This window comes from Streptomyces longisporus, from assembly GCF_039532765.1.
GTDB lineage: Bacteria > Actinomycetota > Actinomycetes > Streptomycetales > Streptomycetaceae > Streptomyces > Streptomyces longisporus.
Window position 1 is genome coordinate 55,464 of the sequence record NZ_BAAASG010000009.1, and the last position, 22,216, is coordinate 77,679.

16 protein-coding genes are annotated in these 22,216 nt (G+C 69.5%); 13 read left to right on the top strand and 3 right to left on the bottom strand.

Annotated elements, in window-relative coordinates; translation table 11 throughout:
• Positions 1 to 72 precede the first annotated feature (72 nt).
• The 3 genes from ABD355_RS19285 (at position 73) to ABD355_RS19295 (ending at position 4,568) form a co-directional block, all read left to right on the top strand.
• The gene (locus ABD355_RS19285; protein WP_344401709.1) at positions 73 to 1,614 is read left to right on the top strand and encodes a M1 family metallopeptidase; all 1,542 of its coding nucleotides are present in this window, start codon (positions 73 to 75) and stop codon (positions 1,612 to 1,614) included.
• 145 nt (positions 1,615 to 1,759) lie between these two features.
• Complete coding sequence (gene hflX / locus ABD355_RS19290) at positions 1,760 to 3,253, top strand: GTPase HflX (protein ID WP_344401710.1); 1,494 nt, start codon at positions 1,760 to 1,762, stop codon at positions 3,251 to 3,253.
• A gap of 100 nt (positions 3,254 to 3,353) precedes the next feature.
• On the top strand, positions 3,354 to 4,568 hold the full coding sequence (locus ABD355_RS19295) for an IS30 family transposase (RefSeq protein WP_344401711.1): 1,215 nt from the start codon (positions 3,354 to 3,356) through the stop codon (positions 4,566 to 4,568).
• Between the two features lie 71 nt (positions 4,569 to 4,639).
• On the opposite strand, the gene ABD355_RS19300 is transcribed toward ABD355_RS19295, so the two are convergent.
• Positions 4,640 to 5,878, bottom strand: a complete 1,239-nt coding sequence (locus tag ABD355_RS19300; RefSeq protein WP_344401712.1) for a trypsin-like serine peptidase — start codon at positions 5,876 to 5,878, stop codon at positions 4,640 to 4,642.
• A gap of 367 nt (positions 5,879 to 6,245) precedes the next feature.
• Here ABD355_RS19300 and ABD355_RS19305 point away from each other — a divergent pair, with 367 nt between their 5' ends.
• The 4 genes from ABD355_RS19305 (at position 6,246) to ABD355_RS19320 (ending at position 13,145) form a co-directional block, all read left to right on the top strand.
• Positions 6,246 to 7,721, top strand: a complete 1,476-nt coding sequence (locus ABD355_RS19305) for a diaminobutyrate--2-oxoglutarate transaminase family protein (RefSeq protein ID WP_344402055.1) — start codon at positions 6,246 to 6,248, stop codon at positions 7,719 to 7,721.
• Positions 7,722 to 8,119: 398 nt separating this feature from the next.
• Positions 8,120 to 10,057, top strand: a complete 1,938-nt coding sequence (locus tag ABD355_RS19310) for an IucA/IucC family protein (RefSeq protein WP_344402056.1) — start codon at positions 8,120 to 8,122, stop codon at positions 10,055 to 10,057.
• 78 nt (positions 10,058 to 10,135) lie between these two features.
• Positions 10,136 to 10,945, top strand: a complete 810-nt coding sequence (locus ABD355_RS19315; RefSeq protein WP_344401713.1) for a GNAT family N-acetyltransferase — start codon at positions 10,136 to 10,138, stop codon at positions 10,943 to 10,945.
• Between the two features lie 223 nt (positions 10,946 to 11,168).
• Positions 11,169 to 13,145 carry an ATP-dependent DNA helicase gene (locus ABD355_RS19320; RefSeq protein WP_344401714.1) on the top strand — a complete coding sequence of 659 codons (1,977 nt, stop codon included), beginning with the start codon at positions 11,169 to 11,171 and terminating at the stop codon, positions 13,143 to 13,145.
• A 154-nt stretch (positions 13,146 to 13,299) separates the two neighbouring features.
• On the opposite strand, the gene lexA is transcribed toward ABD355_RS19320, so the two are convergent.
• Complete coding sequence (lexA, locus tag ABD355_RS19325; protein WP_115909488.1) at positions 13,300 to 14,079, bottom strand: transcriptional repressor LexA; 780 nt, start codon at positions 14,077 to 14,079, stop codon at positions 13,300 to 13,302.
• A gap of 565 nt (positions 14,080 to 14,644) precedes the next feature.
• Between lexA and nrdR the strand changes: the two genes are divergently transcribed.
• The 3 genes from nrdR to ABD355_RS19340 all read left to right on the top strand — a co-directional run bounded on the left by nrdR (position 14,645) and on the right by ABD355_RS19340 (position 19,134).
• Positions 14,645 to 15,205, top strand: coding sequence for a transcriptional regulator NrdR (gene nrdR, locus ABD355_RS19330; protein ID WP_344401715.1), 561 nt, complete (start codon positions 14,645 to 14,647; stop codon positions 15,203 to 15,205).
• A 162-nt stretch (positions 15,206 to 15,367) separates the two neighbouring features.
• Positions 15,368 to 18,262 (top strand): vitamin B12-dependent ribonucleotide reductase, encoded by a 2,895-nt coding sequence (locus ABD355_RS19335; protein WP_344401716.1) that lies wholly within the window; start codon positions 15,368 to 15,370, stop codon positions 18,260 to 18,262.
• A gap of 164 nt (positions 18,263 to 18,426) precedes the next feature.
• Positions 18,427 to 19,134 carry a DUF6215 domain-containing protein gene (locus ABD355_RS19340; protein WP_344401717.1) on the top strand — a complete coding sequence of 236 codons (708 nt, stop codon included), beginning with the start codon at positions 18,427 to 18,429 and terminating at the stop codon, positions 19,132 to 19,134.
• Between the two features lie 7 nt (positions 19,135 to 19,141).
• Here the strand turns inward: ABD355_RS19340 and ABD355_RS19345 are convergent, their stop codons facing one another.
• Complete coding sequence (locus ABD355_RS19345; protein ID WP_344401719.1) at positions 19,142 to 19,675, bottom strand: TerD family protein; 534 nt, start codon at positions 19,673 to 19,675, stop codon at positions 19,142 to 19,144.
• 160 nt (positions 19,676 to 19,835) lie between these two features.
• Here ABD355_RS19345 and ABD355_RS19350 point away from each other — a divergent pair, with 160 nt between their 5' ends.
• From ABD355_RS19350 to ABD355_RS19360, 3 genes are all read left to right on the top strand, one after another.
• Positions 19,836 to 20,441 carry a YdbC family protein gene (locus ABD355_RS19350; protein WP_344401720.1) on the top strand — a complete coding sequence of 202 codons (606 nt, stop codon included), beginning with the start codon at positions 19,836 to 19,838 and terminating at the stop codon, positions 20,439 to 20,441.
• Positions 20,442 to 20,574: 133 nt separating this feature from the next.
• Complete coding sequence (locus tag ABD355_RS19355) at positions 20,575 to 21,234, top strand: histidine phosphatase family protein (RefSeq protein ID WP_344401721.1); 660 nt, start codon at positions 20,575 to 20,577, stop codon at positions 21,232 to 21,234.
• Between the two features lie 12 nt (positions 21,235 to 21,246).
• Entirely contained in the window at positions 21,247 to 22,164 is a 918-nt protein-coding gene (locus ABD355_RS19360) for an ADP-ribosylglycohydrolase family protein (RefSeq protein WP_344401722.1), read from the top strand.
• Positions 22,165 to 22,216 lie beyond the last annotated feature (52 nt).

Consider the following 22,216-nt stretch of genomic DNA (forward strand, 5'->3'; position numbering starts at 1 on the left):
CGACCTACCCATTCGGGTGGGCCGAACGCGAGTCGTCGCCGTCCGGCACGCGCGCGCTGATAGCCGTGATCCATGCTGCTCACCCCGCGCTCCCAGGCCCCACGACCGCACGGCCCGCGTCCCGGCACCGCGGCTCGGTTCCGCCGCCCTGCCGGCCGCCTGAAGGCGAGCGCACTGCTCGCCTCCGCCGTCTCCGTCTGCCTCCTGGCCGCGAGCTCGCCCCCGACTCCCCTGGGCATCGGCGACCGCCTCTACCCGGACCTCGGCAACCCCGGCTACGACGTGCAGTCGTACGACCTCTCGTTCACCTATCCCGGCACCAACAGCAAGGCCCTCCAGGCCGTCACCACGATCAACGCCTCGACGACCGCCGACCTGGACCGGCTGAACCTCGACTTCGCACACGGCAAGGTCGAATCGGTCCAGGTCAACGGTGAGCCGGCCACGTTCACCAGTGCGGGTGCGGACCTCGTCGTCACGCCCGCCAGGCCGCTGCCCCGGGGCACCTGGACGCGGATCACCGTGCGGCACACCAGCGACCCCGTGGCCGCCAAGGACCAGGACGGCGGCTGGGTGCGCACCGAGGACGGGCTCGCCATGGCCAACCAGGCCGATGCCGCGCACCTGGTGTTCCCCTGCAACGACCACCCCTCCGACAAGGCGCTGTTCACCATCCGGATCACCGCCCCCAACGACTACACCGCCGTGGCCAACGGCCTGCCGACCGGCGTGGAGCGCGGCTCCCGGTCGACCACCTGGACGTATCGCACCCGGCACCCCATGGCCACCGAGCTCACCCAGGTGTCCATCGGCCGCTCCACCGTGCTGCAACGCACCGGGCCGCACCACCTGCCCATGCGCGACGTCGTGCCCACCAAGGACGTCAAGGAACTCGAACCGTGGCTCGCCAAGACCCCCGACCAGATCGCCTGGATGGAGAGCAAGGTCGGTCACTACCCCTTCGAGACCTACGGCCTGCTCATGGCACAGGCGTCCACCGGCTTCGAACTCGAGACCCAGACGCTCTCTCTCTTCGAGAAGGAGCTGTTCACCGGCCACACCTACCCCAAGTGGTACGTCGAGTCGATCATGGTGCACGAGCTGTCCCACCAGTGGTTCGGCGACAGCGTCAGCCCGCGGACCTGGTCCGACCTGTGGCTCAACGAAGGGCACGCCACGTGGTACGAGGCGCTGTACGCGGAGGAGGTGGGACACAAGCCCATGGAGACCCGCATGAAGGCCGCGTACGCCGCCTCCGACGGCTGGCGCGCCGCCGGGGGGCCGCCGGCCGCACCCAAGGCGCCCGACCCCGGCCAGAAGATCAGCATCTTCCGGCCGAACGTCTACGACGGTGCCGCGCTCGTGCTCTACGCCCTGCGCCAGGAGATCGGCAACCCCGCCTTCGAGCGCCTGGAGCGGTCCTGGGTGAGCCTCCACCGCGACGGTACGGCCACCACCGCCGACTTCGAACGGCTCGCCTCCCGGATCTCCGGGCGCGACCTGAGCGGCTTCTTCGCAGGCTGGCTGTACGGCAAGAAGACCCCGCCGATGCCCGGCCACCCCGACTGGAAGCCGGCGGCACCCGGTGCGCAGGCCGTGAAATCCGCGAAATAAGGCGATGACCGGACGGGCCGTGCCGTGCGACCATCTTCGGGTCGGCGGCACGGGTCGCGGGGAATGTCCCGGGGTGCCCGTACGTTGTCCACAGTGACCGCTCTCGCGATCGCCGTACCGGAATCCCCATCGACGTAAGGATCCAATGACCTCCTCTTCATCCCCTTCCCAGGACACTGAGCGCTTCGCGCACACCTACCCCGAGCGTCTTCGGGCCGATGCCCTGATGGAAGAGGACGTCGCCTGGAGCCACGAGATCGACGGAGAGCGGGACGGCGACCAGTTCGACCGCTCCGAGCGCGCGGCTCTGCGCCGTGTGGCGGGCCTCTCCACCGAACTCGAGGACGTCACCGAGGTCGAGTACCGCCAGCTCCGCCTGGAGCGTGTCGTGCTCGTCGGCGTCTGGACCACGGGGACCGTGCAGGACTCGGAGAACTCCCTCGCGGAGCTCGCAGCCCTCGCGGAGACCGCGGGCGCGCTCGTGCTCGACGGTGTGATCCAGCGCCGCGACAAGCCCGACGCGGCCACCTACATCGGCTCCGGCAAGGCCTACGAGCTGCGGGACATCGTTCTCGAAACGGGCGCGGACACCGTCATCTGCGACGGTGAGCTCAGCCCCGGCCAGCTCATCCACCTCGAAGACGTCGTCAAGGTCAAGGTCATCGACCGTACGGCCCTGATCCTCGACATCTTCGCCCAGCACGCCAAGTCCCGAGAGGGCAAGGCGCAGGTCGCGCTCGCACAGATGCAGTACATGCTGCCGCGGCTGCGCGGCTGGGGTCAGTCGCTGTCCCGGCAGATGGGCGGCGGCAAGGGCGGCGGCCTCGCCACCCGTGGTCCCGGTGAGACCAAGATCGAGACGGACCGGCGACGGATCCGCGAGAAGATGGCGAAGATGCGCCGGGAGATCGCGGAGATGAAGACCGGCCGCGAGATCAAGCGCCAGGAGCGCAAGCGCAACAAGGTGCCGTCCGTCGCCATCGCGGGCTACACCAACGCCGGAAAGTCCTCGCTGCTCAACCGCCTGACCGGCGCCGGTGTCCTGGTCGAGAACGCCCTGTTCGCGACCCTGGACCCGACCGTCCGCCGCGCGGAGACCCCGAGCGGGCGCCTGTACACGCTGGCGGACACCGTCGGCTTCGTACGGCATCTGCCGCACCACCTGGTCGAGGCGTTCCGCTCCACCATGGAGGAGGTCGGCGAGTCCGACCTGATCCTGCACGTGGTCGACGGCTCGCACCCGGCGCCGGAGGAGCAGCTGGCCGCAGTGCGCGAGGTGATCAGGGACGTCGGCGCCACCGACGTACCCGAGATCGTCGTGATCAACAAGGCGGACGCGGCCGACCCGCTGGCCCTTCAGCGGCTCATGCGGATCGAGAAGCGCTCCATCGCCGTCTCGGCCCGCACCGGAAAGGGCATCCAGGAGCTGCTCGCGCTCATCGACAACGAGCTGCCCAGGCCGTCCGTCGAGATCGAGGCGCTGGTGCCGTACACCCACGGCAAGCTGGTCGCCCGCGCGCACGACGAGGGCGAGGTGATCTCCGAGGAGCACACCCCGGAGGGCACGCTGCTCAAGGTGCGGGTGCACGAGGAACTGGCGGCGGACCTCGCGCCGTATGTCCCGGCCCCGGCGGTCTGAGCCGCAGGCCGGATCACCGCAGAACCGAGCATCGCCAAAGGGCCGCCCCTTCACCCTTCAGTTCTAGAGGTCGTTGCAACACCCCAGTTCAGGGGATGCAATGGACTTCGAGATCCGTGGGGACCGGACGGCTCAGGGGCCTGTGAAGCTGAGTCGGGAGCGCGCGGAATACTCCCGGCTCGTGCAGCAGGGCTACAGCAACAAGGAAGCCTGCCGGCTGGTCGGTATCGACGAGCGGACCGGCAGGAAGTGGCGCAACGGCCGTAGCGCCGACGGCAGGCAGAAGGCGGCACCACCGATCGGCACGGTGGTGCCGCCTTGTGGTTCGTCCCGGTACCTGCGCGAGGGCGACCGGATCCACATCGCCGACCGGCTGCGGGAGAAGGCGACCGTCCGGGCGATCGCCGCTGAGCTGGGCCGCAGCCCGTCCACCATCAGCCGGGAGATCCGCCGCAACCGGCACCCGGTGGGCGGGCAGTACCGGCCGCACGCTGCCCAGGCCCGCGCGGATGCCCGCAGGCCCCGCCCCAAGCCGGGGAAGATCGGACAGAACCCGGAGCTGCGGGATTTCATCCAGAGCCGCCTGCGTCTTCGGTGGAGTCCGGAACAGATCTGTCAGGCTCTTCGGGCACAGTTTCCCCAGCGGCCGGAGATGCACGTGGCCCACGAGACGGTCTACCAGGCTCTCTACATCCAAGGACGTGGAGAGCTACGCCGCGAGCTTGCCCGCGCCCTTCGGACCGGTCGCGCCCGGCGCAAGCCGCGCCGCCAGGCCCAGCAGCGCCAGCCGCGGTTCTCCGCCCCGATGGTCATGATCAGCGAACGTCCTGCCGAGGCGGAGGACCGGGCCGTGCCCGGGCACTGGGAGGGCGACCTCATCATCGGCAAGGACGGGAAGTCGGCCATTGGCACCCTGGTCGAACGCGCCACCCGCTACGTCATGCTCCTGCACCTGCCCGGCGACCACGGCGCCGAGAGCGTCCGGGACGCGTTGGTCACCACGGTCGAGACCCTGCCCTCACACCTCACGCGGTCCCTGACCTGGGACCAGGGAAGCGAGATGGGCGCTCATGGCGCATTCACCGTCGCGACCGGCATCCCGGTCTACTTCTGCGACCCGGCCAGCCCCTGGCAGCGCGGCTCCAACGAAAACACCAACGGCCTGCTCCGGCAGTACTTCCCCAAAGGCACCGACCTCTCGGTCCACCCCCGCGAGCACCTGGACGCCGTCGCGGCCGAACTCAACGGCCGGCCACGCAAAACGCTCGGCTGGGAAACCCCAGCCGAGCGTTTGCATAAACTGCTCGCGGCCTGATCCACACGACCACGTGTTGCGACGATCCCTAGAATCCGCCACCGAGGGGCGGGCCTTCAGCATGAGCAGCTCTACTGACCGGCGAACTTCTTGCTCACCGAGTCGTACACACCCTTGGCCACAGCACCCAGCCGCGGTCCGGCCAGCCAGCCCGAAGTCACCGGGCCGATCGAGGTGTTGGACACCAGCGCCGGCTTGCCGTCCGAGCCGGTCGCGACCCAGCCGCCGCCGGACGAACCGCCCGTCATGGTGCAGCCGATGCGGTACATCGTCGGGTCCGAGGCGTTGATCGACAGCCGTCCCGGCCTGTCGGTGCACCGGAACATCTTCTGGCCGTCGAACGGCGGGGCTGCCGGGTAGCCGGTCGCGGTGATGCTGGAAACCTTCGGCACGGCCGGAGCGTTGAAGTCGACAGGCAGTGCCGAACCGACCGTCTCCTCGAGCGACTTGCCGTTGCCGCCCTTCTCCGGCGTCACATGGATGACGGCGTAGTCGTAGGAGGCACCGTCACCGCCCGTCTCGCCGCCCTTCTCGATCCACTGCTGAGAGGTCTGCGCCCAGTCGCCCCACCAGACGCCGTACGGAGCGGCCTCCTCCCTGGTGGCGTTCTGCAGCTGGGCGGCCGACCTGCCCGCGTTGTTGTACGACGGCACGAACGCGATGTTGCGGTACCAGCCGCCCTTCTTGCCGGCATGCACGCAGTGGCCCGCCGTCCACACGAGGTTCGACTTGCCGGGGTGGGCCGGGTCCTCCACGACCGTCGCCGAGCAGACCATCGTGCCCTCGGGGGAGTCGAAGAACACCTTCCCGGACGCCGCCGCGTTGGCGTGGTACGGAGGCGCCACGGCCTTCGCGTCCACGGGTGCCGGCGTGGGGTCGGTCACGCCCTGGTCGCCGGAGAGGTCGTTCTCGTTGACGCCCTTGTCGGGGTCGTTGGCCTTCCGCATCCGGTCCGGGTTCCACAGACCCTTGATGATCGGGTTGATGAACTCGTCGGCCTCGCGCAGCCAGTCGTCCTTGTTCCAGTTCTTCCAGGCGCCGTGCTTCCACTTGTCGATGTCGAACCCGTGCTCTTTGAGCTTGTTCTTGATGTCGTCCGGGATCTTGATCTTGCCGTCGCCGCTGCTGCCGGTGTCACTCGCTGAGGCGGACGCAGAGGCCTGGCCGTCGGCCTTGTCGTTGCCCGAGTTGCAGGCGGTGACGGTGAGTGCCAGCGCCGATGCGAGGGCAACGGCGGCCAGAACGGGGGAGGTTCTGCGGCGGGCACCCCTCTCCCGGCGAACGGTGACGGACGGCCTGATGGTTCGCATGCGCTGACTCCCCCTGGGATGAACTGAACAAATCGGGTGCTGCGGCCGTGAATCCACGCCCGAAGCAGGTGATCCCAGGTGCCTTCACGGCTCCTTGGAACGGCATCACACACTATGCGCTCGCTGTGGGGGACTTCCGATGGAACGGCAACGGTTCCGTCACGGAAAGGATCTTGAGGCAACCCGTAACCCGGTGAGCTGCGGCGGGTTGGTACCGGTGGGGGTTCTGCTGTCCGTGTGCGGTTCCCCGGTGGGAGGACAGGGAGTCGTGGCCGAGTCTGCATGCGGCGGGAGTGCGTCCGAGGGGACTCTTGGACGGCGTGCTGCCGGTGAGGTCTCCTCTGCCGGCCGGGCCGCGCACGAGGGGATCCTGCGGCGGCAGTCGGCGCGCGAGTCGGCGGCGCGCACCTATGCGCGTGCCCTGCCGATCGTGCCGGTCCGGGCCCGGGGGCTGACCATCGAGGGTGCCGACGGCCGCCGCTACCTCGACTGCCTCTCCGGAGCCGGGACGCTCGCCCTCGGCCACAACCACCCCGTGGTGCTGGAGGCCATCCGCAAAGTCCTCGACTCGGGTGCCCCGCTGCACGTCCTCGACCTGGCGACCCCCGTCAAGGACGCCTTCGTCACCGAGCTGTTCCACACCCTGCCCCGCGGCCTCGCCGACCACGCGCGCGTGCAGTTCTGCGGGCCGGCGGGCACCGACGCGGTGGAGGCCGCGCTCAAGCTCGTCCGCACCGCGACCGGCCGCACCGGACTGCTGGCCTTCACCGGCGCCTACCACGGCATGACCGCCGGAGCCCTTGAAGCGTCCGGGGACGCCTCGGACGTACGAGTCGCCCGCCTTCCCTATCCCCAGGACTACCGCTGCCCCTTCGGCGTCGGCGGGCCCCGTGGCGCCGAACTCGCCGCACACTGGACCGAGTCCGTCCTCGACGACCCCAAGTCGGGGGTGCGCCATCCCGCGGGGATGATCCTGGAACCCGTCCAGGGCGAGGGCGGGGTGATCCCCGCGCCGGACGAGTGGATGCGGCGCATGCGGACGATCACATCGGCCCGCTCCATCCCGCTGATCGCCGACGAGGTCCAGACGGGGGTGGGGCGGACCGGTGCCTTCTGGGCGGTGGAGCACAGTGGCATCACCCCTGACGTGATGGTCCTCTCCAAGGCCATCGGCGGCAGCCTCCCCCTTGCCGTGGTCGTCTACCGCGACGACCTCGACGTCTGGGAACCCGGCGCCCACGCGGGCACCTTCCGCGGCAACCAGCTCGCCATGGCCGCAGGCACGGCCACCCTGGCCTACGTCCGAGAAAACCACCTCGCCGAGCGAGCGGCCACCCTCGGCTCCCGCATGATCACCCAACTCCGCTCCCTGGCAGGGGAGTTTCCCTGCATCGGGGATGTGCGCGGACGGGGGCTGATGATCGGGCTGGAGTTCGTGGATGCGGAGGGGGATTGCGCAGGGCGCCGCGTCCGGCCCGATCGTCCGGTGGATGGCGAGCCCCTCAACCGCGGGACGACTCCGGCGGCGGTGCCGGATTCCCGCGCCGGCAGCCCGCGCCCGGCCGATCCCGAACTCGCGGCCGCTGTCCAGCGGGAGTGCTTGCGACGTGGCCTCATCGTCGAGGTGGGGGGCCGCCACGCAAGCGTCGTGCGGCTCCTCCCGCCACTGACGATCAGCGACGAACAGGCGGCTGCCGTACTGGACCGACTGGCCGACGCCGTGGAAACAGCGGCCCGCGACCGCTCCGGCCGACCACCTGGAATACGACGGCCTCACGGATCCGATCCCCAGCACCGACGACTGGGCGAGCGCGCCGAGCGGGCGAGCCACCACGGCACCTGATGCTTGCCCGCTCGTCCGTGCCGTCGGCACCAACGTCCATACCAGCGCACGCCTCGCACCCCCTGAACGCCCCGAACTCTTCCAACCAGGACGCCCATACCTCCACTTCGTCGACAGCGCAGTAAGGCCCAGGTTCGTCACCGCGCGAACCCGAACCACCCACGAGGACCGCCTTGAACCCCACCCCTGCATCCGACGCCCGCACCCACGCCCCCGAGCGAGGCCCTTCCGAAGCACCGTCCTCGCAGCAGCTTCCGCCACCACGGGCGACCCCCTCAGCGCCTCGTCAGCAGGGACGAGCGGCTGCACGGGAGCTGGGGCGGGGTGCGGAGCGGGAGTCGGAACAGAGGCCGGCTCGGGCTTCGGCCGAGGGCGGAACCTCGCGGGACGGTCGCTCGATCGAGCGGGTTCCGGAGCAGCGTAAAGCCCCCGTCGCGGAGAGCCGGCGTCACGCCGACGCCGATCTCCTCGAGCATCCCGACCCGCACACCGCAGCCGAGGCCGCGGCGGTCGAGAACCTGCTGCGCTGCTGGGTGCGCGAAGCCGGCCTTCCCGCCCCCGGGGACGGCACCCTCCGTATCCCGCTGCCCGCCAGCGGCACGGCCCTCCTCGTCCCCGTCCATTACTGGTCCCCGACGGGATGGCACCGATTCGGTCTCCCCCTCCTCGCCAACGCTCCGGCACATGCCCGACCGGCCGACGCGGTCACCGTCGCCGCACTGCTGACCAGGGAAACGCCTGACCGTGGCAACGACACGGCCGTCCCGCCCGCGACCGCCGAACCCGGCACCACTGGCGCCAGCCGTCCTTCGACCGCCCCGACATCGGCCCCCACGCCAGTCGCCTGCACATCCGGCCCGGACCTCGTCGCCCGCGTCGCCGACTCCCTCCGCCGTACCAGCACGTTCATCCGCGAGCGCCGGGAGCGTCCCTCCGACGGACCGGACCTCTTCCTCTCCGCCGAGCAGGCACTCGTACTCGGGCACCCGCTGCATCCCACTCCCAAGAGCCGCGAAGGTCTCTCCGAGGCCGAGGCGCGGTCGTACTCACCCGAGTTGCGCGGCTCCTTCCCTCTGCACTGGCTGGCTGTCGCCCCTTCTGTACTCGCCTGGGACTCCGCGTGGACCGAGCGCGGCCGTCCTGTCCCCGCGCCCCAGCTCATGGCACGGCTCGCCGAAGCCGAGCTGACGCTGCCCGACGGCTACGCAGCCCTTCCCTTGCACCCTTGGCAGTTGCGCGAGGTGCGGCAACGCGCCGACACCGCGCCCCTGTTCGATGCCGGGCTCCTCCGTGACCTAGGCGCGCACGGCTCGCCCTGGCATCCCACCTCCTCCGTACGCACCGTGCACCGGACCGGCTCTGCTGCCATGCTCAAACTGTCGCTGGGCCTGCGGATCACCAACTCCCGTCGTGAGAACCTCCGCAAGGAACTGCACCGAGGTGTCGAGGTCCACCGCCTGCTGCGCAGCGGCCTGTTCAGGCAGTGGCAGGCTGCCCACCCCGGGTTCGACATCGTTCGCGACCCCGCCTGGCTCGCGGTCGACGCGCCGGACGGCAGCCCCGTGGCCGGACTCGACGTGATGATCCGCCACAACCCGTTCGGCCCGTCCGACGACGTCTCCTGCATCGCCGGCCTCGTCTCGCCCCGGCCGCAGGCCGCGACAGGCAGCAAGTCGGCGGACGCAGCGCGCCGCCCGCAGGACGGCCCGCCGCTTCTGCAGTCCCGGCTGGCCACGGTGGTCACGCGCCTTGCGGGCCGAACCGGTCGTCCCCGTACGGCCGTTGCCGTCGAGTGGTTCCTGCGCTACCTCCAGCAGGTCGTCCGCCCCGTGCTGTGGCTGGACGCGGAGGCGGGCATCGCCCTGGAGGCGCATCAACAGAACACGCTGCTCCTGCTGGACGCCGACGGCTGGCCCGCCGGCGGCCGCTACCGCGACAACCAGGGCTACTACTTCCGGGAGTCCCGACGCACCCAGCTCGACGCCCGGCTACCCGGTATCGGCGAGCACAGCGACACCTTCGTCTCCGACGAGGTCACCGACGAGCGTTTCGCCTACTACCTCGCGATCAACAACGTGCTCGGCCTCATCGGTGCCTTCGGCTCCCAGCGCCTCGCCGACGAACAGCTGCTGCTCGCCGCCTTCCGCCACTTCCTGAGCGACGTCGCCTCCGGCCCTGCCCGGTTGGGCACGTCACTTCCAGCCCACCTCCTGGACTCACCCGTGCTGCGCTGCAAGGCCAACCTGCTGACCCGCCTGCACGGCCTCGACGAACTCGTCGGCCCGGTCGACACCCAGTCCGTCTACGTCACCATCGCCAACCCCCTGCGTTTTTGAAACCCACCGCCGACCCCCGTCAACTCCCTTCGCTTCTGAGGAACATGCCCCATCCCGTCTTCTGAGAGGAGCGGCGCCGTGCCTCCCACCGACGCCAGCGCACACGCAGCCACCGTCCCCGGCACCGAGCTCGGCGCCGACTCGAGCCCCGTCGCGACCGAGAGCGGCACCGGTGCGAGCACGGACAACGAGGACACTCTGGACCTGCGGCTGCCCGGCGAACTGCTTGCACTGTTTGCAGCGGAAACGGACTCCGAGGAGCCACGAAGCCGGTGCGAAGATCCGGCACCGCCCGTTACCGTCACCAGAGCCGACGACGACCTCCTCGACCGTGTGGCGCACTGGGGGCCGGTCGTCACACCCGCGGGTGTGTTCCACCTCGTGCCCGTGCACGTCGAGCGGGACCTATCGCTGATCAGCCGGTGGATGAACGACCCTGCCGTCGCGGAGTTCTGGGAGCTGGCCGGCCCTACGACCCGGACCGAGAGCCACCTGCGGGCCCAGCTCTGCGGCGACGGACGCAGTGTTCCGTGCCTCGGTGTGCTGGAGGGCACACCGATGAGCTACTGGGAGATCTACCGCGCGGACCTCGACCCGGTGGCCCGCCACTATCCCGCTCGGCCTCACGACACCGGACTGCACCTCCTCATCGGCGGGGTCGCCGACCGAGGCCGCAAGCTCGGCAGCACCCTGCTCAGAGCCGTGGCCGACCTCGCCCTGGACAAGCGGCCCGCCTGCGCACGCGTCATTGCGGAACCCGACCTTCGCAACACCCCCTCCGTCGCTGCTTTTCTGAGCGCGGGCTTCCGGTTCGCCGCCGAGGTCGACCTGCCCGCCAAGCGGGCCGCCCTCATGATCCGAGACCGGTCCCTGCGCGATCTGCTGTGACTCGGTGTCGCAGCAGCATCACTTCCGGTACACCGCCCGGGCCGATCCGGTTCCCGGGTTTTCCGCAGCGCCGGTCCCGAGGGCACGCGAGCCGATCCTCCCGTGCCGATCTCCCGAGCGATCCACTCCTACCCTCACCCGAGGAGCAGCCGGCCTTGATCCCGCCCTTCGTCCCCGTCTTGATCACCCGTTTGTCAGTGCCGGGTCGTAGGGTGGTCGCGCTATGACGAAGCCCTCACTCCCCGAACTCCTGCATGCTGCCGTCACTGCCGTCGGCGGTACGGAGCGCCCCGGCCAGGTGACCATGGCCGAAGCCGTCGCGGAGGCGATCGACGACGGTTCCCATCTGCTGGTCCAGGCCGGCACCGGCACCGGAAAGTCGCTGGGCTACCTCGTGCCCGCGCTCGCCCACGGGGAGCGTGTCGTCGTGGCGACGGCCACCCTCGCCCTGCAGCGCCAGCTCGTCGAGCGGGATCTGCCGCGCACCGTCGATGCGCTGCACCCGCTGCTGCGCCGCCGCCCGGAGTTCGCCATGCTGAAGGGCAGATCGAACTACCTGTGTCTGCACCGGCTCCACGAGGGTGTCCCGCAGGACGAGGAGGAGGGGCTGTTCGACCAGTTCGAGGCGGCGGCGCCCACCAGCAAGCTGGGCCAGGACCTGCTGCGACTGCGCGAGTGGTCGGACGAGACCGAGACCGGCGATCGCGACAACCTCACACCCGGTGTCTCCGACCGGGCCTGGGCGCAGGTGTCGGTCTCCTCCCGGGAGTGCCTGGGTGCCACGAAGTGCGCGTACGGCGCCGAGTGCTTCGCCGAGATGGCCCGCGAGCGTGCCAAGCTCGCCGAGGTGGTCGTCACCAACCACGCCCTGCTCGCGATCGACGCCATCGAGGGAGCCCCGGTCCTCCCGCAGCACGAGGTGCTGATCGTCGACGAGGCGCACGAACTGGTCTCCCGGGTGACCGGAGTGGCCACCGGCGAACTCACGCCGGGCCAGGTCAACCGTGCGGTCCGACGCGCTGCGAAACTGGTCAACGAGAAGGCCGCCGACCAGCTCCAGACCGCCGCGGAGGGCTTCGAGCGGCTGATGGAGTTGGCCCTGCCCGGCCGTCTGGAGGAGATCCCGGAGGACCTCGGGTACGCGCTCATGGCACTGCGCGACGCCTGCCGCACGGTGATCTCCGGGATCGGCGCGACCCGGGACAAGTCAGTCCAGGACGAGGACGCGGTCCGCAAGCAGGCGCTGGCCTCCGTCGAGACGGTGCACGACGTGGCGGAGCGGATCACGAACGGCTCCGAGTGGGACGTCGTCTGGTACGAGCGCCACGACCGCTTCGGAGCCTCCCTCCGCGTCGCCCCCATGTCCGTGTCGGGGCTCCTGAGGGAGAAGCTCTTCGCGGACCGCTCGGTCGTCCTGACCTCCGCGACGCTGAAGCTGGGCGGCGACTTCAACGGCGTCGGCGCCTCCCTCGGTCTCGCACCGGAAGGCACCGAGGGCGAGGACCTCCCGCAGTGGAAGGGCGTCGACGTCGGCTCGCCCTTCGACTATCCCAGGCAGGGCATCCTCTACGTCGCCAAGCATCTGTCCCGCCCCGCACGGGACGGCGACCGCGCGGACATGCTGGACGAGCTGACGGAGTTGATCCAGGCGGCCGGAGGCCGCACCCTCGGCCTCTTCTCCTCCATGCGCGCCGCTCAGCTCGCCGCCGAGGAACTGCGCTCCCGGATCCCTGAGTTCCCGATCCTTCTCCAGGGCGAGGAGACGCTCGGCGAGCTGATCAAGAATTTCGCCGCCGACCCGAAGACCTGCCTGTTCGGCACGCTGTCACTCTGGCAGGGCGTCGACGTCCCCGGCCCCAGCTGCCAGTTGGTCGTCATGGACAAGATTCCCTTCCCGCGTCCGGACGACCCGCTGATGAGCGCCCGCCAGAAGGCGGTGGAGGATGCCGGGGGCAACGGCTTCATGGCGGTCGCCGCCACACACGCCGCGCTGCTCATGGCCCAGGGGGCCGGCCGCCTCGTACGGGCCTCGGGGGATCGCGGGGTGGTCGCCGTACTCGACCAACGACTGGCCACGGCGCGCTACGGCAGCTATCTGAAGGCGTCACTGCCGGACTTCTGGTACACGACGGACCGTAACCAGGTCCGGAAGTCGCTGGCGGCGATCGACGCGGCGGCGAGGAAGTCAGAGGCCGAATGAGCGAGGGTTGGTCTGTCGCGCCATCGCGGCAGACCAACCCCCAGTGCGTCACACCCGCTGGCGGGTGCCCGGGCAGCGCAGGGCCCCGGAACCGGCGCAGGGGTTCCGGGGCCCGGTCAGAGGGTGGCTCGGTACGAACCGCCCGCCGCAGCCGTCATACGCGCCGCAGCACTGCCACCACCTTGCCGAGGATGGTCGCGTCGTCGCCCGGGATCGGCTCGTACGCCGCGTTGTGCGGGAGGAGCCAGACGTGGCCGTCCTCGCGCTTGAAGCGCTTGACGGTGGCCTCGCCTTCCAGCATGGCCGCGACGATGTCGCCGTTCTCGGCGACCGGCTGGCGGCGCACCGTGACCCAGTCGCCGTCGCAGATCGCGGCCTCGATCATGGAGTCGCCGACGACCTTCAGCACGAACAGCTCGCCGTCACCGACCAGCTGGCGGGGGAGAGGGAAGACGTCCTCGACCGACTCCTCGGCGAGGATCGGGCCACCGGCGGCGATGCGGCCGACCAGCGGGACGTACGATGCGGCGGGCTTGCCGGCGGTGTCCGTGGGCTGCACGGAGGCGCCCTGGTCGGAGCCGCGCACCTCGTACGCGCGCGGGCGGTGCGGGTCGCGGCGCAGGAAGCCCTTGCGCTCCAGTGCCATCAGCTGGTGAGCGACCGAGGAGGTGCTGGAGAGGCCGACCGCCTGGCCGATCTCCCGCATCGACGGCGGGTAGCCGCGCCGCTGCACGGAGTCCCTGATGACCTCGATCACTCGGCGCTGCCGGTCGGTGAGGCCCGAGCTGTCCGCCCGGATGCCCGGAGGTCGGCCTGGCAAGGAGCGCTTGGGCCCCTCGGGATTCACGGCTTCGTTCATCGCATGCACCGGCTCGAGTCGGCCCTGGGAGCGGTCCTGGGCAGTGATGGTGGCACTGTCTGCGGTGGTGGTCACGTCGGCCCCTCTCGATGGTCTCCCTGCTGGACAACGGTAGTTGCTTTCGAAAGGTTGCGCCAAACACACGTTCGAGTGAAAAAACGCGGATCGCCGTACTTGATCATGTGTCTGGGTGTATGGCTAACGCGGCACCTGGCGGACAAAAGGGCCCATTGTTGTACTCTTCACCGCCGGGATGCGGACCTCGTGGGTTCCTGCCCCAGTCTGCCATCCGGCATTCCGTCAACCGGGCACAGGTCTCCATCTCTGCGGGAGCCCCACGTCGCCTCCCTGCGGCGCCCACGGTATCTCCGCATCTGCCGTAACGGTACGGCTGTGCACCCGCGGATCCGGTGCGCCGCACCGGTCGTGTGGCACATGCCCATACCTGCGCGACACGCGCGTACGGAGTGCATGCATGGGCCAATCCCCACATGTAGTGGTTGGATTGCGGCAGCAGCCCAGAAGTTGTGGTCCCCCGGGTCTTCAGGCTCCTGGCGATCGCCTATGCTTGGGGCTGCTTCGAGGGGCCCATGAGGCCCAGCGAGGCTATTGAGTCTGCTGTGAGGAGGGTTGGGAGTTCATGCACTGCCCCTTCTGCAGGCACCCCGACAGCCGTGTCGTCGACAGTCGTACGACCGACGATGGCACGTCGATCCGCAGGCGCCGCCAGTGTCCGGACTGCTCCCGTCGTTTCACGACCGTGGAGACGTGCTCGCTCATGGTGGTCAAGCGGTCCGGAGTCACCGAGCCTTTCAGCCGTACCAAGGTCATCAATGGCGTGCGCAAGGCATGCCAGGGACGGCCTGTCACCGAGGACGCACTCGCCCAGCTCGGCCAGCGGGTCGAGGAGGCGGTGCGGGCCACCGGAAGCGCCGAACTGACCACCCACGACGTGGGGCTGGCCATACTCGGCCCGTTGCAGGAGCTCGACCTCGTCGCGTATCTGCGATTCGCCTCCGTCTACCGGGCATTCGACTCGCTCGAGGACTTCGAGGCAGCGATCGCGGAACTCAGGGAGGAGAGGCGACCCGTCGCCGCGGACAACGACGACCGCGAGGACGCTGTCGCGGGGGGCCAGGAAGAAGACTGCGGGCCCTCAGGGACCGCTCAGGTCCCAGAGCCCGCCCACGCCGCCGACTGATCGGCGGGCCGGAACCGGGCGGAGGTCCTGATTCCGGCCGGACGGCGGCCATCGAAGACCCGTTGCGGGTGGCAGCGCGAGATACCCGCAACACCAGACACAACACGTGCCACGGGAACATCGGGGCACTTCAGGGCGTTTTAGCCCGTACAGGGAGGCGGCATGACAGAGACGGCGAGCGGTCCGGCACGGAGTTCCCGCGCCAAGGGCACCAAGGCGACCAAGGGACTGCGTATCGAGCGCATCCACACCACCCCCGGCGTGCACCCGTACGACGAGGTGGCCTGGGAGCGCCGTGACGTCGTCATGACCAACTGGCGCGACGGCTCGGTCAACTTCGAGCAGCGCGGCGTGGAGTTCCCCGACTTCTGGTCGGTGAACGCGGTCAACATCGTCACCAGCAAGTACTTCCGCGGTGCCGTCGGCACCCCGCAGCGCGAGGTGAGCCTCAAGCAGCTCATCGACCGCATCGTGAAGACGTACCGGAAGGCCGGCGAGGACTACAAGTACTTCGCCTCGCCCGCCGACGCCGAGATCTTCGAGCACGAGCTGGCGTACGCCCTCCTGCACCAGATCTTCAGCTTCAACAGCCCCGTGTGGTTCAACGTGGGCACCCCGCAGCCCCAGCAGGTCTCCGCCTGCTTCATCCTGGCCGTCGACGACTCCATGGAGTCGATCCTCGACTGGTACAAGGAAGAGGGCATGATCTTCAAGGGCGGCTCCGGCGCCGGCCTGAACCTCTCCCGCATCCGCTCCTCCAAGGAGCTGCTGTCCTCGGGCGGCAACGCCTCGGGCCCGGTCTCCTTCATGCGCGGCGCCGACGCGTCCGCCGGCACCATCAAGTCCGGTGGCGCCACCCGCCGTGCCGCCAAGATGGTGATCCTCGACGTCGACCACCCCGACATCGAGGACTTCATCGAGACCAAGGTGAAGGAAGAGGAGAAGATCCGCGCCCTGCGCGACGCGGGCTTCGACATGGACCTCGGTGGCGAGGACATCACCTCCGTCCAGTACCAGAACGCCAACAACTCGGTCCGTGTGAACGACGAGTTCATGAAGGCGGTCGAGCAGGGCGGCAAGTTCGGCCTGCGCGCGCGGATGACCGGAGAGGTCATCGAAGAGGTCGACGCCAAGGCCCTGTTCCGCAAGATGGCCGAGGCCGCCTGGGCCTGCGCCGACCCGGGCATCCAGTACGACGACACCATCAACCACTGGCACACCTGCCCGGAGTCCGGCCGTATCAACGGCTCGAACCCCTGCAGCGAGTACATGCACCTGGACAACACGTCCTGCAACCTGGCCTCGCTGAACCTGATGAAGTTCCTGAAGGACGACGGCAAGGGCCACCAGTCCTTCGAGGTCGAGCGTTTCGCGAAGGTCGTCGAGCTGGTCATCACCGCGATGGACATCTCCATCTGCTTCGCGGACTTCCCGACCCAGAAGATCGGTGAGAACACGCGCGCGTTCCGCCAGCTCGGCATCGGCTACGCCAACCTCGGCGCCCTGCTGATGGCGACCGGTCACGCCTACGACTCCGACGGCGGCCGCGCCCTCGCCGGTGCCATCACCTCCCTGATGACCGGCACGTCGTACAAGCGCTCCGCCGAACTCGCCGCGGTCGTCGGCCCGTACGACGGTTACGCCCGCAACGCCAGTGCCCACAACCGCGTCATGAAGCAGCATGCCGACGCCAACGCCGTGGCCGTTCGCATGGACGACCTGGACACGCCGGTCTGGGCCGCCGCCACGGAGGCCTGGCAGGACGTGCTGCGCCTCGGTGAGAAGAACGGTTTCCGCAACTCCCAGGCGTCGGTCATCGCCCCGACCGGCACCATCGGTCTGGCGATGTCCTGCGACACCACCGGCCTCGAGCCCGACCTCGCCCTGGTGAAGTTCAAGAAGCTGGTCGGCGGCGGCTCGATGCAGATCGTCAACGGCACGGTTCCGCAGGCCCTGCGCCGCCTGGGCTACCAGGAGGAGCAGATCGAGGCGATCGTCGCCCACATCGCCGAGCACGGCAATGTCGTCGACGCCCCCGGCCTCAAGCACGAGCACTACGAGGTGTTCGACTGCGCCATGGGCGAGCGCTCCATCTCCGCGATGGGCCACGTCCGCATGATGGCCGCGATCCAGCCGTGGATCTCCGGCGCCCTGTCCAAGACGGTCAACATGCCGGAGTCGGCGACCGTCGAGGAGGTCGAGGAGATCTACTTCGAGGCGTGGAAGATGGGCGTCAAGGCGCTCGCCATCTACCGCGACAACTGCAAGGTCGGCCAGCCGCTCTCCGCCAAGACCAAGGAGAAGGAGAAGGCCGAGGTCACGGAGAAGGCCGAGGCGGCCATCCGCGAGACGGTCGAGAAGGTCATCGAGTACCGCCCGGTCCGCAAGCGTCTGCCCAAGGGGCGTCCCGGCATCACGACGTCCTTCACGGTCGGCGGCGCCGAGGGCTACATGACCGCCAACTCCTACCCGGACGACGGTCTCGGCGAGGTCTTCCTGAAGATGTCCAAGCAGGGCTCGACTCTCGCGGGCATGATGGACGCCTTCTCCATCGCCGTCTCGGTCGGCCTCCAGTACGGCGTGCCGCTGGAGACGTACGTCTCGAAGTTCACCAACATGCGCTTCGAGCCGGCCGGTATGACGGACGACCCGGACGTGCGGATGGCGCAGTCGATCGTCGACTACATCTTCCGCCGCCTGGCGCTGGACTTCCTGCCGTTCGAGACGCGCTCCGCCCTCGGCATCCACTCCGCCGAGGAGCGCCAGCGTCACCTGGAGACCGGTTCGTACGAGCCCTCCGAGGACGAGGTGGACGTCGAGGGCCTCGCCCAGTCGGCTCCGCGCGCCCAGGAGCTCAAGGCCGTCGCCACGCCGCGTGCCGAGGTCGAGGCGGCCAAGCCCGCTCCGAAGCAGGCCCACACCAGCGCCGAGCTGGTGGAGATGCAGCTGGGCATCCAGGCCGACGCCCCGCTGTGCTTCTCCTGCGGTACGAAGATGCAGCGGGCCGGCTCCTGCTACATCTGCGAGGGCTGCGGCTCGACCAGCGGTTGCAGCTGACGCCGGTACTGGACCAGCTGTCGGGGGCGGCGGAGCGTTTCACGGCTCCGCCGCCCCCGGCGTTTCACACCGATGCGAAAACTTGTTCCTCCACGGGACGATCACAGGCTAGGCTCCCTCCGCGCACGACCGGCGCGAACGGCAGGGTGGGGAACGTGGGGGACATGGTCGACGATTTCGCCGACTCCAAAAGAGCAACGAGCGAGGCTGGGAAGCCCGTGAACGTCGCGGCTCAGGTGATCGCCGCGATTGTGGTGGTCGGGGGCCTCGCAGGGCTCCTGTGGGCGCTGGATCTGGACTCGAAGGCGTCCGCCGAACGCGGGCCGGCCACCTGCACGGCCACGCACGACAGCAAGCCGTCGAAGCCGGTCTCGGGGGCCCGGCTCTGCACGGCACTCAACCGCCCGGACCTGCCCGCGCTGCTCGGTACACCGGACGAGCACGCGGAGACCGCCGACGGCAACGAGAGCACGATCACCTCGGCCGACGGCACGAAAACCACCACCCCCGAGGCGGACGTCGACCTGAAGACGTACTCCCTGAGGCTCTCGGCATCAAACGACGATCTCGGCGTGGCCGACATGGCCGGCCTGCTGGGCACCGGCGCCGAGAAGAAGACGGTGCTCGGACATCCGGCGGTCGTCTACTCGGACCGGACCATCGCCCTGAGCTTCAACCTCGGAGGCGGCAAGGCCAAGAGTGGTCCTGGCGGTATCGCCCGCAGCCTGCTGGTCGCCCGGGACGCCAAGGACGGCGGCGGTTACTTCGAAGTCTCCATCTGGCGCCAGGACTTCGCTACGCCCGACGACACGGCCCTGTTCCGCGTCGCCGAGAAGGTGCTGCCGACGGTCCCGGGATGGGCCGCCCGCTGACCGGAGGTCAGGGCTGGTGTGCCCGGCCCATGTCCCGGGTGAACGACGCCGGGTCGTCCTCGAAGCCGTGGACCCCGGGACGAAACGTCCACTCGCCGGACTCGTCCCGTATGAACTCCCCGACCGTCGCCGCGGTGGCCCCGAGGACGCCGCCGAAGTCGTCCTCGGCCAGGACGGTGTAGCCCTCCCGTATGCGCAGCCCCGGGTTGATCACGCCGACGAAGGTCCGGGGCGCCGTGCGCTGCTGGATGACGACGCCGACCACCACGCGCGCGTACCGCTCGCTGAGCCGTTCCAGCTCCAGCGTCATGACCTCGTCCCAGCCGAAGCCCTTGCCGTCCTTGCTGTCCCGGTTGAGGTAGATCGTGCCGTCCGGGGAACGGCTGTCGAAGTGCACCACATAGGCGGGATCGCCGTACGCGTCGCCCGCCGGGTAGGTGGCGGCGACGATGTCGAGATCGGTGTCCGCCTGTCCCGCCGGACTGGGGTCCCACTTGAGCGCGACCTCGACCTTGCGGATCCCCTTGTTGATGCCGGTCACCGGACCTCCCCTTCCCCGTCTCCCCGTGTGCCCCCGTCCGTCCGAACTGCGCGACGGACTGGGCCTGTTGTCCATCCTGCCACGCGCGCGTGCAGGTGTGCGCCGGAGCTGTCCACCGGAGCGTGACCGGCGCCACGCTCCGTGGCCTTACCATGGCGCGGTGCTGGTCAAGTGGATTCGCTGCACCGTGGTGGACCGCCGCGGCTTCGAGCGGGGGCAGCGAAAGTGGGCGGGGCTTCTGGGGGAGCCGGGGTTTCGGGGACAAGGCGGTGGCTGGAGCCGGGGACGCACAGGAGTGGCCCATATCTTTGCCTTCTGGGAGAGCCGTGCCTTCTACGACTCCTTCATGGCCCGTTCCCATGATCGGCTTGCAGCGGCCCAGTCGGGCACCTTCAAGGACGCCCAGGTCAAGCTCTTCGACTACCGCTTCGACGTGAAGACCGGCTTCGAGCCGCGGTTCACGGACGCTGACCTGCTGCGGGTCGCCCTCTGCCGGGTGCACGAGGAACGGGCCGAGCACTTCACGCTGATGCAGGAGAAGGTCTGGAACCCGGCCATGGCCGGCTCTCCCGGCATGATCCGGGGCCTGTTCGGCGAAGCCCCGGGCCACGAGTTCCTGGTGCTGTCCATGTGGCGATCGGCCGCCGAACACGGCAAATACCGCACGGAGCGCGTGGAGCGGCTCGCCCTGCGGGCCCAGACGGAGGCGGACATCGCGGCCCTCACGGGCGACATCATTGAGCTGGAGCCGACCTGGACGGTCTGAAACGTTCGGTTTGGAAACTGGACGCGGTAATCGAGCAGCTTGGTGCGGCCAGAGGTGCAGGAAGTGTGTGACCTACGCCGTATGGGGGCTGTACGAGTGCTCGATCGGCCGTCACCCGATCTAGGGTTTTGGCATGGCACGACCACGGCGCATCGTCCTTGTCCGGCACGGAGAGTCAACGGGCAATGTTGATGACACCGTTTACGAGCGGGAGCCCGACCATGCGCTCGCCCTGACCGAGCGGGGCTGGCAGCAGGCCGAGGAGACCGGCAAGCGGTTGCGCGAGGTCTTCGGCCGTGAGCGCGTCAGCGTGTACGTGTCGCCGTACCGCCGCACCCATGAGACCCTGCGCGCCTTCCATCTCGATCCCGAGCTCATACGGGTGCGGGAAGAGCCCCGGCTGCGCGAACAGGACTGGGGAAACTGGCAGGACCGCGACGACGTACGCCTCCAGAAGGCCTACCGGGACGCGTATGGCCACTTCTTCTACCGCTTCGCCCAGGGGGAGTCCGGTGCCGACGTGTACGACCGGGTCGGCGGCTTCCTGGAGAGCCTGTACCGCAGCTTCGAGGCCCCCGACCACCCGTCCAACGTGCTGCTGGTGACCCACGGCCTGGCCATGCGGCTGTTCTGCATGCGCTGGTTCCACTGGACGGTCGCAGAATTCGAGTCGCTGTCGAATCCGGGGAACGCGGAGATGCGGATGCTCGTTCTCGGGGACGACGGCAAGTACGTGCTTGACCGGCCTTTCGAACGCTGGCGAGATCCGGAACCGTACGGGATCACCGGATAGAGTGGCAGAGCAATGACCCCTGACTCCTCTTCCGACGGGCGCCTGGACCGCGCCGTGGCCAGCCTGCGTGGACTGGCGGTGGGGGATGCACTGGGCTCCCAGTTCTTCGTACCGGTGAACTACCCGCTGCTGCAGCGTCGCGAGCTGCCGCCAGGCCCCTGGCAGTGGACCGACGACACGGAGATGGCCTGCTCCGTGGTCGCGGTCCTGGCCGCCCACCACCGCATAGACCAGGACGCCCTGGCGCATTCCTTCGCCCACCACCATGACTTCGACCGGGGGTACGGTCCCGCGGTCAACCGTCTGCTGCGGCTGGTCCGAGAGGGCGGGGACTGGCGCGAGCTGGCCGCCGAGCTCTTCAACGGACAGGGTTCCTGGGGCAACGGAGCGGCCATGCGGATCGCCCCGCTGGGCGCCTGGTACGCGGACGACCCGGAGCAGGCGACGCATCAGGCGGAGATCTCCGCGTACCCCACGCACCAGCACCGCGAGGCCGTCGTCGGCTCCATGGCGGTTGCGGCGGCCGCCGCGCTGGTCGCCGCCCCCGACGGCCCGCCGAGCCCGGAAGCGCTCCTCGACGCAGTCGTCGCACTCGTCCCGAAGAGCGCCGTCGGCGCGGGCCTGCGGCGCGCACGGGACATGCTCGACTACGCCGACGCCGGCACCGTCGCGGCCGTACTGGGCTGCGGACGGCGTACGTCCGCCCATGACACGGTGCCCTTCGCGCTCTGGTCGGCCGCACGTGCCCTCGGGGACTTCGAAGAGGCGTTCTGGACGACCGCGCAGGTCGGTGGTGACGTGGACACCACCTGCGCCATCGTGGGCGGGGTGCTCGCCGCCGGGAAGGGCGGCCTGCCGCCTGCCGAGTGGGCAGGGCGGACGGAGGCACTGCCGGACTGGGTGCCGACCGTCCGGACACCGTCGGTCTGAACCCTCCGCGGCCTTGTGCAGCTTGCCCGGAGATGCCGCTGGAAACTCTCTG